This is a genomic window from Lacrimispora xylanolytica (assembly GCF_026723765.1).
GTDB classification, from domain to species: Bacteria; Bacillota; Clostridia; order Lachnospirales; family Lachnospiraceae; genus Lacrimispora; species Lacrimispora xylanolytica.
Genome location: NZ_CP113524.1, coordinates 4102239 through 4115000 on the forward strand (window position 1 = coordinate 4102239; position 12762 = coordinate 4115000).

At 44.5% G+C, this 12762-nt stretch carries 9 protein-coding genes and 2 rRNA genes (1 of these 11 cut by a window edge); 2 read left to right on the plus strand and 9 right to left on the minus strand.

Features of this window, described 5'->3' with window-relative positions; genetic code table 11:
• Positions 1 to 19: 19 nt before the first annotated feature.
• Together OW255_RS18925 and OW255_RS18930 are read right to left on the minus strand one after the other, a co-directional pair.
• On the minus strand, positions 20 to 2179 hold the full coding sequence (locus OW255_RS18925) for a glycoside hydrolase family 3 C-terminal domain-containing protein (protein WP_268114980.1): 2160 nt from the start codon (positions 2177 to 2179) through the stop codon (positions 20 to 22).
• 138 nt (positions 2180 to 2317) lie between these two features.
• Positions 2318 to 3196: a helix-turn-helix domain-containing protein gene (locus tag OW255_RS18930; RefSeq protein WP_024838229.1), complete on the minus strand. Its 879-nt coding sequence runs from the start codon at positions 3194 to 3196 to the stop codon at positions 2318 to 2320.
• 304 nt (positions 3197 to 3500) lie between these two features.
• Here OW255_RS18930 and OW255_RS18935 point away from each other — a divergent pair, with 304 nt between their 5' ends.
• Positions 3501 to 4574, plus strand: coding sequence for an HD-GYP domain-containing protein (locus tag OW255_RS18935; protein WP_024838228.1), 1074 nt, complete (start codon positions 3501 to 3503; stop codon positions 4572 to 4574).
• Between the two features lie 89 nt (positions 4575 to 4663).
• Here OW255_RS18935 and OW255_RS18940 read toward each other — a convergent pair whose 3' ends face one another.
• The 4 genes from OW255_RS18940 to OW255_RS18955 are packed head-to-tail and all read right to left on the minus strand — an operon-like array spanning position 4664 to position 8098.
• Positions 4664 to 5128: a low molecular weight protein-tyrosine-phosphatase gene (locus OW255_RS18940; RefSeq protein WP_268114981.1), complete on the minus strand. Its 465-nt coding sequence runs from the start codon at positions 5126 to 5128 to the stop codon at positions 4664 to 4666.
• A gap of 17 nt (positions 5129 to 5145) precedes the next feature.
• Positions 5146 to 6063: an aminoglycoside phosphotransferase family protein gene (locus OW255_RS18945; RefSeq protein ID WP_268114982.1), complete on the minus strand. Its 918-nt coding sequence runs from the start codon at positions 6061 to 6063 to the stop codon at positions 5146 to 5148.
• Between the two features lie 12 nt (positions 6064 to 6075).
• Positions 6076 to 6804 carry a gamma-glutamyl-gamma-aminobutyrate hydrolase family protein gene (locus OW255_RS18950; protein WP_268114983.1) on the minus strand — a complete coding sequence of 243 codons (729 nt, stop codon included), beginning with the start codon at positions 6802 to 6804 and terminating at the stop codon, positions 6076 to 6078.
• Positions 6805 to 6823: 19 nt separating this feature from the next.
• On the minus strand, positions 6824 to 8098 hold the full coding sequence (locus tag OW255_RS18955) for an L-cysteine desulfidase family protein (protein WP_268114984.1): 1275 nt from the start codon (positions 8096 to 8098) through the stop codon (positions 6824 to 6826).
• Between the two features lie 248 nt (positions 8099 to 8346).
• Here OW255_RS18955 and OW255_RS18960 point away from each other — a divergent pair, with 248 nt between their 5' ends.
• On the plus strand, positions 8347 to 8967 hold the full coding sequence (locus OW255_RS18960; RefSeq protein ID WP_268114986.1) for a GntR family transcriptional regulator: 621 nt from the start codon (positions 8347 to 8349) through the stop codon (positions 8965 to 8967).
• A 310-nt stretch (positions 8968 to 9277) separates the two neighbouring features.
• On the opposite strand, the gene OW255_RS18965 is transcribed toward OW255_RS18960, so the two are convergent.
• The 3 genes from OW255_RS18965 to rrf all read right to left on the minus strand — a co-directional run.
• Positions 9278 to 12170: ribosomal RNA gene (locus OW255_RS18965) — 23S ribosomal RNA — on the minus strand.
• A gap of 290 nt (positions 12171 to 12460) precedes the next feature.
• Positions 12461 to 12655 carry a hypothetical protein gene (locus OW255_RS18970; RefSeq protein WP_081752375.1) on the minus strand — a complete coding sequence of 65 codons (195 nt, stop codon included), beginning with the start codon at positions 12653 to 12655 and terminating at the stop codon, positions 12461 to 12463.
• Positions 12647 to 12762, minus strand: a 5S ribosomal RNA gene (rrf, locus tag OW255_RS18975); it runs 2 nt beyond the window's last position. Before rrf ends, OW255_RS18970 begins: the two co-directional genes overlap by 9 nt.

The following is a 12762-nucleotide window of genomic DNA, read 5'->3' on the forward strand; positions in this document are numbered from 1 at the left end:
ACCTTAAATCCTTCTTTTGTTAAATGCAGCACGCTTCAAGAACTACCTGATCTGCTGCTGTTACTGTCATGCATTCCGGCACTTTACCTGTCAGCTCCATGCTGCGGGCATCTGGCTGCTGAGTTCCTGTATACACCAGATAATCGCCCTGGTAAAGAACCAGGTCACCCTTTTCATCTCTAAGTCCAAAGGAACGGTCACTTAAGGTAAGTGCCACCTCTTTTTCTTCCCCAGGATTAAGCTCAACCTTTTTAAAAGCCTTTAACTGAGCATTTGGAGTATCAGGCTGGCAGGACTTTACGTAAACCTGTAAGGTTTCAGCCCCTTTCATGGTACCTGTGTTCTTAAGAACCGCCTTAACCGTTATGTTTTCCCCTTCCACTACCGTATTCTGGCTCAGTGACACGCCGCTTACTGTAATATCAGTATAGGATAAGCCGTATCCAAAGGGATAAAGGGCATCCTGCTTCATATAACGGTAGGTTCTTCCCTTCATATCATAATCTCTGAAATCAGGAAGCTCCTCTGAAGTCCTATAAAAGGTCACCGGAAGCTTTCCTTCTGGTGAATACTCTCCAAATAAGACAGAGGCCAGTGCTCTTCCTCCCTGGGCTCCCGGATACCAGCCTTCCAAAATAGCCGGAATATGCTCATCTGCCCAGGTAACTGCAAGAGCACTGCCGGATAAAATCACTAATACCACTGGCTTTCCGCTCTGATAAATTTCCTTTAATACCTCTTCCTGAAGTCCTGGAAGAGAAAGGTTTGGCTTATCACCGCTGGCAAACTCATTGCCCTCATCTCCTTCTTCGCCTTCCAGACTGGAATCAAGACCCATGCAGGCAATAATCACATCGCTCTCTTCACAGACTCCCCTTACTTCAGATATACGGTCATTCTCCTGACCAAGACCGCTGACCTTCGGTCTGCAAAGATGGCAGCCTTCCGAAACCATGACACGAACGTCCTCACCCAGATAATCCTGAATGCCTTCTGTTATGGTAAAGTATCTGGAAGCAGTGCCCTCATAATTACCAACCAGTGCTTTTCTGTTATTGCTGTTGGGACCAATGATGCCAATGGTCTTTATTTTGTTCTTATCAAGAGGCAGAAGGTTATCCTTGTTCTTAAGAAGAACAAAGGACTTTCTGGATGCAGTGAAGTTAAGCTCCTTGTGCTCTCTGGTATCATTATCCTTATATGTAATCTTGTTAAATGGAATCTTCTCCTGCTCGTCAAATACGCCAAGCTTTAACCGGGTCATCATGAGGTTTTCCACGGCTTCATTTAACCGCTCCTCTGAAACCATTCCACGATTCACTGCCTCAGTCAAGTATAGGAACAAGCTGCCACAGTTTAAGTCACAGCCGTTTTCCATGGCCATTGCCACAGATTCCACGGCAGATGAAGTCACTTTATGATGTTCATGGAAATCCTTAATGGCCCAGCAATCGGAAACCACATGGCCCTCAAAGCCCCAGAAATCTCTTAAAATATCTTTTAACAGCGTTTTGCTTCCACAGCAGGGCTCTCCATTGGTCCGGTTGTAGGCGCCCATGATGGCCTCAACTTTTCCTTCCTTTACACAGGCCTCAAAAGCAGGCAGATATGTGTCAAACATATCCTGTTTGGAAACCACAGCATCAAAGGAATGGCGTTCTTCCTCCGGGCCGGAATGAACCGCAAAATGCTTTCCGCAGGCAGCTACCTTTAAGTAATTCTCATCGTCTCCCTGAAGTCCCTCAATAAAACGGACGCCCATACGGGAGGATAAATAAGGGTCCTCCCCAAAAGTCTCATGTCCCCTGCCCCAGCGCGGGTCCCTGAAAATGTTAACGTTAGGAGACCAGAAGGTAAGACCTTTGTAAATATCCGTATCTCCGCATTTTTGCTGCAAATGGAATTTAGCCCTTGCCTCTGTGGAAATAACATCTGCTACCTGGTTTAGTAAATCCTCATCAAAGGTAGCTGCCAGTCCGATGGCCTGTGGAAAAACAGTAGCCACTCCAGCCCTTGCCACTCCGTGAAGTCCCTCATTCCACCAGTTATAAGATTTAATCCCCAGCCTTTCAATTGCTGCCGCTCCGTGAATTGTCTGGGAAACCTTTTCCTCCAATGTCATTTCTGCTACCAGTTCTTTTGCTCTCCTACGGTATTCTTTCAATTTTTCTTTATTCATGAGATATGCCCTTCCCTTTACTTATAGTGATGCGATTCTGACCATTCAGCCATTTTCTGTAATCCCATCATAGCATTCTATAAAAAACAAGACATCTCATTTCTTGCTTCGATTTAAGCACATATTGCTAATTATTTTTTAATTCTTAACAATGGCCTGATAACGGATCTTACGATAATCGCTGGGAGAGCAGTTCTTAATCATTTTAAAGGTGCGGTTAAAAGCGCTGATGGATGAAAATCCAGCTCCCATGGCAACCTCCGTAATACTTAGCTCCTTGGTATAATAAAGAAGTTCTTCCGCCTTTTTCACCCGCTTGGAATTTAAGTATTCATAAAATGTCATATTCATATACTGCTTAAAGATTCTGGTAAAATGATACTTGGAAAATCCTACGATCTGTGCCACTTCCTCTAAATTAAGATTTTCCATATAATGCTTGTTAATGTAGGTGCAGGCACTCATTACGGCCTCCAGATACTGCCTCTCCTTGGTGGATTCCTGGATTCCTGGAGAAACATTTTTATAAACTTCATTTCTTCCCAGTTCCACATAAATCTCAATCAGAGCTGCATATATAGAAGCTTCCCGAAAGGTACTGTTATCCTGGTACTCCATAATGATCTTATCCAGTTTCTCCTTAAAGAAACTATGAAGTCCGTCTCCCTCTTTCTTTTTAAGAAAGATAACGGGAGGCATCATAAATAAAAGTGTTTCCATTTCCCGAAGATTATGAAGCAATGTAGTATCAAACTGAAGAATATATCGTTCCCCCTTAGAAGGCGCTCTTAATGAGTGGATCACACCGGAATGAATCAGGATGATATCATCCGGCTCTAAAAAATAACATTCCTCACCAACGGTAACCTCATAATCTCCCTGTGATGGCATAATGATCTCAATTCCCACATGCCAGTGCTTTGGATAATCCTCCTGCTTCCCATTACGATATAGCTGAAGCCCCATGGCACACTCATAATTTATGGTTTCATGCATTCCATTTAATATTTTGATCATATTTTTCCCTCTGTCTTAACCTTTAGTCCTTATGCAAAATTCTGAACAAAACAGGATGCTTTTTCTCATCTCATTATTTATTTTATCTGATTTTCTCTCTTAATACAATCTATTTTCATGCCTTTTAAACCTATCCTCCACGATTCTTTTCCTTACCAGTGGTTACAAAATTTCATTGACTCAGCCGTCAATTCCAACTATAATTTAATGTGGTGTTACATAATTATTCCCAAATTTGACAAAAGAAGGAATCTACTTAATATATAGAGAAAAGACTGCCATTTAGTCTGTTGAGGTGAAAGAATTGATTTATCTTCCTATAGAGAAATTGACCGAAGGTATGATACTAGCCCGTAATATCCCTGGGACAAATTCAATACTTCCATTTGCAGTTGCCGGTTATCAGCTAAGTGACCGCATCATCATGCGCCTTAAAAATATCGGGGTTCAGGGCGCCTATATCCATACGGCACTGACGGAAGGCATTGAGCCCGTGGATTTTGTTGAACCTGAATTAAAAGCCAAAATGCTTACCAGCATCCGCAGTACCTTTGACCAAAGCTTAAAGAAAATGACCATACAATCCAGTATGCAAAACTACCGCGACCTCACCTCTGTGGCTAAATCAGTGGTAATGAATATTTTAAATATGGACAAATACCTGTTTCAGATGATCGATATCAGGGATTATGACAATTATACCTACTCTCATAGTCTGTATGTAGGTATATTAAGCGTTCTCTTAGGACGTTTCATTGGCTTGTCCCTGGACCAGCTCAACGATCTGGCGCTGTGCGGACTGATGCATGACATAGGGAAAACCGATATCCCTCTGGAGATCACCAACAAGGCCGGCCCTCTGAGTGACGAAGAATTTGAAATCATGAAAAAGCACCCTGATCTTTCCTATGAAAAATTAAGCACTTGCAAGCTATTTTCTCAGAAGGTTCTTCAGGGCATCCGTGCTCATCATGAAAAATACGACGGAACCGGCTATCCCTTTGCCCTTATCGGAGACAGCATTCCTCTTTATGCCAGAATTCTGGCAATCGCAGATGTCTACGATGCCTTAAGCTCCACAAGACCTTACCGGAAAGCATGGCCTCCCAAAAAAATATTTGATTATCTGACCAGCCGCTGCAGCTCTCATTTTGACCCGGATCTTTTAACCGCCTTCCTCCAATGTGTATCTGCATACCCAATCGGTACAGTTGTCCACCTAAGCGACGGAAGCACGGCAGTCGTCAAGGATAACACGCCTGGCTTCACCCTGCGGCCTATCATCCGCTTTATCGCTCCTGCTGCAAAAGCCGGACAAGAGGTGGATCTTTCCATAGAAGCATTAAATCTCACAATTCTTGATGATATGGATGATTAACCGTTTATCAAAAGCTTTACATAGACAATGAAAAATGCGTCTTGATATGGTCAGCCAAAAAAAGGAGCCATTTCAAAACGCATTTTAAATTATTTGTCATTCTGATTGCATATATGGAGAAAGAGAGCTTCGCACCCTTCTAAAACATCTTCATAGGTTGTATCAAAGTCTCCGGTATACCACGGATCTGCAATATCTCTTGGCCTTTGCCCATAATCCAGCAGCCGGCTTACTTTGCCTTGCGGATCACTGCCGAATATTCTCATCATGTTAGTTATGTTTCGTGATTCCATTCCAACAATATAATCATACTTGTCATAATCATCTCTGGTGAGCTGAACTGCCTGCTTTCCCTCTACGGATATCCCAAACTCACTTAACTTCTTTCTCGTTCCAGGATGCACCGGGTTTCCAATCTCTTCACTGCTGGTGGCAGCAGAAGCAATAAAAAATAAATCTTCCATATTTCTGTTTTTCACGAGATCCTTCATAACAAATTCCGCCATAGGGGAACGGCAAATATTGCCCAGACAGACGAATAGTATCTGAATCATTTATCTTTACTCCTTTTTTATTTTCTCTCAGTACTAGAATCAGTAAGCTGTTCCACTATCTTATCTCTTAATTCCCTTAAATCTGCGACAGGGCCAAACATACTTTTAACCACGTGATAACCATATTCATGACATAGAATGGCACCCATACATTTCTCTGTTAACTCTTCCGTACTGATCTTTCCATAATATCCTTCTAAAAAATCTCTGTCAAAATGAAATGCGTCGCAGATCAGTGTCATATCTTCATAAATTCCTGGTGCAATTAATGAATCTGCAAAATCAATCACCGTCAGCTTCCCACTCTGATCCACCATCAAATTATCTTCTGTTAGATCCCCATGAACAAATACAGACGATTCCTTCTTTAAACCTTCCAGGAACTTTTTCTGCGCATTCTTTATTTCGTCAGAAGCCTCCTCCCACCGCTTACTCCTTAAAGTCCGGCCAATGGCATCTACTCCATTAAAATTTTCACAAGGCGTCGCCCAGCCCCTTACAATATCACGAAGCTTCTTTCCAATTTCAAGTTTCTGTTCTCTTCCTAGGGTATCCTTTATCTCCCCTAAGTTTTCTCCCTTCACGCATTCCATAATCAGATATCTAAATAAATATTTATCCTGTATCTGCCCTTTTGCAATCAGCTTTGGAACGCTGACTCCAACTTCATTTGCTCGTTCCATGGCAAAAAGCTCCGCTCTATAATCCGGCAGACTGTCATACCCCGATTCCAAAGGGACAAACACCTTTATCACATATTCTCCCACCCGGAAAACTCCGTTGGTCCCTGGTTTGCAATTTTGTAATGCTTGAAACTCTAAGCCCTCACATTCAAATATGTATTGAATCAATGGCGTAAATTCTTCTTTTGAACAATAAACTTCTCCCCAGGTGCTCCAGTCATGTATATCGAACTGAAATAGATGGTTTGTCATAATCTCCCCCTCTTAATCCATGCACTTAAGGATAAACTGACGAAATAAATTTATCATGGTCTCATTCTGAAACTTCGCCATCATTTCCGGGTGCCATTGTACGCCGCACATAAAGCTGCCTTCCTGCCGCTCGATGCATTCCACCACTCCGTCATCGGCTCTGGCTGTAACCAAGAAGCCCTCTGCCATGTCCTTAATCGCCTGATGATGGAAGGAATTGACCCAGCCCCTCTTACCAGTAATACTCTTAATAAAGCTCTCCTCTTCCGTATCTACCATGTGTGTAGCGTCACCTCTTGGTGCCTTTTGTACGTGCTGAAAAGAGCCTGTCAGCTGGGAGCCAAGATCCTGATACAGCGTTCCCCCAAATGCCACGTTCATCATCTGGGCTCCCTTACAGATGCCAAGAACCGGTTTTTTACGCCGATCTGCCTCTCGAATCAGCTGTAAATACTGGGTGTCCACCTCCCGCATGGTAAATCCCTGTAAAGGGGAAGGCTGCTCTCCATATAAATCTGGTGCCACATCATATCCCCCGGAAAGAACCAGTCCGTCCACCAGCTCCAGGAGCCTGGCCCCATCCTCCTGATTCGTTAATACAGGTAGCAGAACCGGGATGCCTCCCCCCATTTCAATGCTTTCCACATAATCATTGTTCACGTAGGCACGGTAAATTCCGGGCATGGTACCGCCCTCCACAATTAAAATATTTGCCGCGATTCCTATGACAGGTTTTTTCATCTTAGCTCCTTCTTTTGCCTCAAATAGACCGGTTTCCAATCATGATATTTAATATTTCCACATCAGTCTTTTTCATTCCCTCTTTTCCCATATAGCCGATGGCACGGATGGTCTCCTCCGGCTCGTCCTGCACCAGCCCCTCTCCAGGTTCAAATGTTATGCCCTGCATCGCCATCTGATGCCCTAATATGGCTGCCTGGAGAGCAGAGGCAATCTTTGCCGCACAGCTAGCCTTTGCCCCATCACAGATCATTCCGCCTACATTGGCAATGGTGTTGACTACGGTATGCTCAATCTGCTCCACGGTTCCCCCATAAAGATAGGTAATGGCAGCTCCTGCACTGGCGGCGGCACATACCACTCCGCAGTATGCCGACAAAGGCCCGATATACTGCTTCTGGTCCTGAGCCGTCAAATTAGAAATACATAGAGCACGGTAAAGCTCCTCTTTCGTCTTTCCAAGCTCCCTGGCATACTCAATGACCGGTATGGAACAGGTCATTCCCTGATTTCCAGAACCAGAATTAATGACCACCGGAGAAGGACATCCTGCCATTCTTGCATCCGATCCGGCAGCCGTCTTTGCTATGGCAAGCCACTGGATCTCAGGCCGATAGCCTGACATAAAAATCCTTCCAATCTGAGCTCCCCATTGCCCCTTAAGTCCTTCCTCAGCAATGGCAGAATTATAGGAAATCTGCATATCAAGGACATCCTTAACATCTTCTATATTGACCCGATCTGCAAACGCTACAATATCCCTTATATTAAGAAGGGATTTATCACTTCTCGTATCATTCACATTATAGGCCTGTTCATATAAGGTCACTCCATTTTTCTTTATTAATGTGATATTGGTATGGGCGTGTTCAATGGTCACTTCTGCCCATTGACCCCTATTAACCGCCTTTATTTTAAGGAATAAATTTCCAACTTCTTCTACTAATATACAACGGCAGAAATCCTTGTCAAGCAGTTCTCTTGCATTCCGCCTGTCTTTTTCTGTGATTGATTCCAGTATTTCCAGCTTTTTATCAGAATCTCCAGCAAGAGCCCCTAAAATCACTGCGGTCTCAACCCCTTTAAGCCCTCCTGAGTTTGGTACTCTCACTCCCTTTACGTTTTTAATAATATTTCCGCTGCAATGTGCCTCTATCAGTTCAGGAAATTCACCAAGAATCTCCCTGGCTTTTGCAGAAGCATAGGCAAGGGCAATGGGTTCTGTACAGCCAAACGCCGGAATCAGTTCATTCCTTAAGATCCTCACATAGCTGTCGTATATTTTTTGATCCATTGTTCTCCTCCCATTTCATTAGTATTGTTACTGATTGTATTACTAATAATATCACTGGTATTATTATATTTCCACTGCTTTTTTATTTTCTTACTAAAAGCCGTTCCATTTCTCCTCACCCTTGAGCATAACGCAGGAATACTGAAGAAAATAAGGTGATTTATGAAAATAACCTTACATATTTTTCTAATATTACGTATAATAGATTTGTTATCCATTTGATTATGAACGTAAGCTTAGGAGGCTGCATGGAAAAACAGAACTTAAAGGAAATTGTTTACCACGAGGTATTAAAAAGTATATATTCCTCAGAATATAATCCTCATAAAATCATAACAGAAAATGAACTGATCAAACGCTTCGGCTACAGCAAATCCCCGATTCGGGATGCATTGGTATCCTTATGCCACGAAGGTGTTTTAAAAAGCATTCCGAGGTATGGTTATGAGGTAGTTCCTCTGACAGCCGAGGATATTTATCACATACAAGAATATAGAAAAGTGGTGGAAACTTCATTTCTGCACCTTGGATATCCAAATATCACGGACCGGGATTTAAAGGCTTTGGAAGAACTGAATGCACATTGCTGGAAAGAAACAGAGGATTTGATGGAACGCTGGACAAACAATGCAGACTTTCACACTGCCCTTATTTCCTTTGCCAAAAATCCATTTGTATATGAAGAGCTTCGCCGCTGCATGAATGTTCTGGGACGTGCCTATGCCCAGCTCCACTGGGATAAATGGAATCGTTTTTCCATGCTCAATGATATGAAGAACCACGATCTGATCATTCAATCCTTGAGAGAAAAAAACATCGAGCAGGCCATCTCTTATCTGGAAAATGACCTCAATGACTTTGGAACTTGATTAGATTCTTTTAAATAAGTCTCTATTAAAGAAACAAAGTTTGTTTTAGCAAACAGTACATTATGCCTAATACATAAATATCTAAGCAACAAAAACGCTTTGACCGGAGATATTCTTCATCTTCCAATCAAAGCGTTTTCTTATAATTCTAAACAATCCAATTTTAAATAAAAAAGCGCAAACCCAAACCTGGATTTACGCATTTATCACATATTATATATTCTTAACTGGTATATGAAACCTACACATACCCTCAAAACCACACATTGTTATATATCTTTCATCCGTTCTTCCTCTTACCTAAACCAACCTGGTTAAGCCCTCGACCTATTAGTGACAGTCAGCTACACATGTTACCATGCTTCCACCTCTGCCCTATCTACCTCGTCGTCTTCAAGGGGTCTTACTCTTGCGATGGGATATCTCATCTTGAGGGGGGCTTCACGCTTAGATGCCTTCAGCGTTTATCCCTTCCCGACTTGGCTACTCTGCCATGGTGTTGATCACCAACAGATACACCAGAGGTCAGTCCATCCCGGTCCTCTCGTACTAAGGACAGCTCCTCTCAAATATCCTACGCCCACGCCGGATAGGGACCGAACTGTCTCACGACGTTCTGAACCCAGCTCGCGTACCGCTTTAATGGGCGAACAGCCCAACCCTTGGGACCTACTACAGCCCCAGGATGCGATGAGCCGACATCGAGGTGCCAAACCACTCCGTCGATGTGAACTCTTGGGAGTGATAAGCCTGTTATCCCCAGGGTAGCTTTTATCCGTTGAGCGATGGCAATCCCACTTTATACCACCGGATCACTAAGTCCTAGTTTCCTACCTGCTCGACCCGTCGGTCTCGCAGTCAAGCTCCCTTATGCCTTTGCACTCTTCGAATGGTTTCCGTCCATTCTGAGGGAACCTTTGAGCGCCTCCGATACACTTTCGGAGGCGACCGCCCCAGTCAAACTCCCCGCCTGACATTGTCCCCCAGCCAGGTAATGGCTGCAGGTTAGAAACCCAATATCGCAAGGGTGGTATCCCAACATCGGCTCCTCAAAGACTGGCGTCCTTGATTCACTGCCTCCCACCTATCCTGTACATGCAATACCGAATCCCAGTATCAAACTAGAGTAAAGCTCCATGGGGTCTTTCCGTCCTGGCGCAGGTAACCAGCATCTTCACTGGTATTTCAATTTCACCGGGTGCATTGTTGAGACAGCGCTCAAATCATTACGCCTTTCGTGCGGGTCGGAACTTACCCGACAAGGAATTTCGCTACCTTAGGACCGTTATAGTTACGGCCGCCGTTTACTGGGGCTTAAATTCAGAGCTTCGCGTTGCCGCTAACCCCTCCTCGTAACCTTCCAGCACCGGGCAGGCGTCAGCCCATATACCTCACCTTTCGGTTTTGCATAGACCTGTGTTTTTGCTAAACAGTTGCTTGAGCCTATTCTCTGCGGCCTGATTTCTCAGGCACCCCTTATCCCGAAGTTACGGGGTCATTTTGCCGAGTTCCTTAACAATGCTTCTCCCGCCGGCCTTAGGATTCTCTCCTCATCCACCTGTGTCGGTTTACGGTACGGGCACATATTACACAATAGCGGCTTTTCTTGACAGCCCCTACAGAGACTTCCCTACTTTTGTTCGGTACGCGTCACACCTTCCTGTTGTTAAGCGGATTTGCCAACTTAACCAGTCCAATGCTTGCCCCGGTCTTTTCATTCCCGGGTTCTCTCTCGGTTCTGTGTCCCCACAGTTCTGATAATATGCGGTACAGGAATTTCAACCTGTTGTCCATCGACTACGTCTTTCGACCTCGCCTTAGGCCCCGACTTACCCAGAGCAGATCAGCTTTACTCTGGAAACCTTAGATATTCGGCCTGGAAGATTCTCACTTCCATCTCGCTACTCATTCCGGCATTCTCTCTTCTTAACACTCCACATCTCCTTACGGTAATGCTTCAGCGCGGTAAGAATGCTCCTCTACCAATGTATCATTCGATACATTCCACAGCTTCGGTGTCGTGTTTTAGCCCCGGACATTTTCGGCGCAAGACCTCTCGACTAGTGAGCTATTACGCACTCTTTGAATGTGTGGCTGCTTCTAAGCCAACATCCTAGTTGTCTCTGAAATCTCACATCCTTTTCCACTTAACACGCACTTTGGGACCTTAGCTGGTGGTCTGGGCTCTTTCCCTTTTGACTGCCCAACTTATCTCGTGCAGTCTGACTCCCGTACATCATCTGACCGGCATTCGGAGTTTGATATTCTTTGGTAAGCTTTGACGCCCCCTAGGAAATTCAGTGCTCTACCTCCGGCAGACTAATACGAGGCTAGCCCTAAAGCTATTTCGAGGAGAACCAGCTATCTCCGGGTTCGATTGGAATTTCTCCCCTACCCACACCTCATCGCCACCCTTTTCAACGGATGTGCGTTCGGTCCTCCACCGCCTTTTACGGCAGCTTCAACCTGGACATGGGTAGATCACCCGGTTTCGGGTCTACCTTTACTGACTCATTCGCCCTATTAAGACTTGGTTTCCCTTCGGCTCCACACCTTAAGTGCTTAACCTTGCCAGTAACGGTAACTCGCCGGACCGTTCTACAAAAAGTACGCGGTTCCACTTTAAACGTGGTTCCACAGCTTGTAAACACAGGGTTTCAGGTTCTTTTTCACTCCCCTCCCGGGGTCCTTTTCACCTTTCCTTCACAGTACTATGCGCTATCGGTCACTAAGTAGTATTTAGCCTTGGGGGGTGGTCCCCCCGAATTCCCACAAGGTTTCTCGTGTCTCGTGGTACTTTGGATCCTGCTCGCTGACTATTGTTTTCCCATACAAGGCTTTCACTTTCTATGGCCGGTCTTTCCAGGACCGTTCTGGTAACAAATCGTCTCACTTATTGCAGTCCGTAACCCCAGCATGCACGCACGCTGGTTTAGGCTCCTTCCATTTCGCTCGCCGCTACTTTGGAAATCGAGTTTTCTTTCTTTTCCTCCGGGTACTTAGATGTTTCAGTTCCCCGGGTTCCCGACGTATGGCTATGAATTCACCATACGACAACTGAGGTTTGCTCAGTTGGGTTTCCCCATTCAGATATCTCCGGATCAAAGGATATTTGCTCCTCCCCGAAGCTTTTCGCAGCTTATCACGTCTTTCATCGGCTCTTAGTGCCAAGGCATCCACCCTGCGCTCTTATTAGCTTAACCAATTCGATGTTCACCTGCGGGTGCGGGCTACTAATCTAAGATACATAGCGTTGTATCTCTGGTCTTAGGTTTGTTCTCATATCGTACGTCACGATACTTGAACGAGTTTTTATTTGGTTACATCTTTCGATGTAACACCTCGGATGTCTTGATGTCGTCTTCTTTCGAAGACTATATCTAGATATATTTCAATATGTGGTTTTCAAGGTACGTATGCGACGCAGTCAGTGACCAAAAAGCAATTGCTTTCCCAGTGCACCTACAAGCTCCGCTGCTTTGACTGAAGTTTATCAGTCATTCGAAAGCTCGATGTACTCAAACTTACGAATCACTGGTAAAAACCAGTTATATAAAACAGCACTGCCCTGCTGAATCAGGTTAACACATTCTTTAACACAGGTTTCGTTTTTCTCCTCCACCCATTGGAACGTGTCCGTTCTATATAAAACACTCTTTCGAGTGATTTTTTTAAGGTAATCTGGCACCCACCTGCTCTCCCATGCCGTTTCCAGCATAGTACCATCGGCCGCTTAAGTCTTAACCATCGTGTTCGAGATGGGAACGGGTGTTTCCCCTAAGCGCATCGGCACCA

Bases quoted from the DNA above. Each gene is read 5' to 3' on its own strand.
- OW255_RS18925 (WP_268114980.1), bottom strand. From the start codon at position 2,179: ATGAATAAAGAAAAATTGAAAGAATACCGTAGGAGAGCAAAAGAACTG.
- OW255_RS18930 (WP_024838229.1), bottom strand. From the start codon at position 3,196: ATGATCAAAATATTAAATGGAATGCATGAAACCATAAATTATGAGTGT.
- OW255_RS18940 (WP_268114981.1), bottom strand. From the start codon at position 5,128: ATGATTCAGATACTATTCGTCTGTCTGGGCAATATTTGCCGTTCCCCT.
- OW255_RS18945 (WP_268114982.1), bottom strand. From the start codon at position 6,063: ATGACAAACCATCTATTTCAGTTCGATATACATGACTGGAGCACCTGG.
- OW255_RS18950 (WP_268114983.1), bottom strand. From the start codon at position 6,804: ATGAAAAAACCTGTCATAGGAATCGCGGCAAATATTTTAATTGTGGAG.
- OW255_RS18955 (WP_268114984.1), bottom strand. From the start codon at position 8,098: ATGGATCAAAAAATATACGACAGCTATGTGAGGATCTTAAGGAATGAA.
- OW255_RS18960 (WP_268114986.1), top strand. From the start codon at position 8,347: ATGGAAAAACAGAACTTAAAGGAAATTGTTTACCACGAGGTATTAAAA.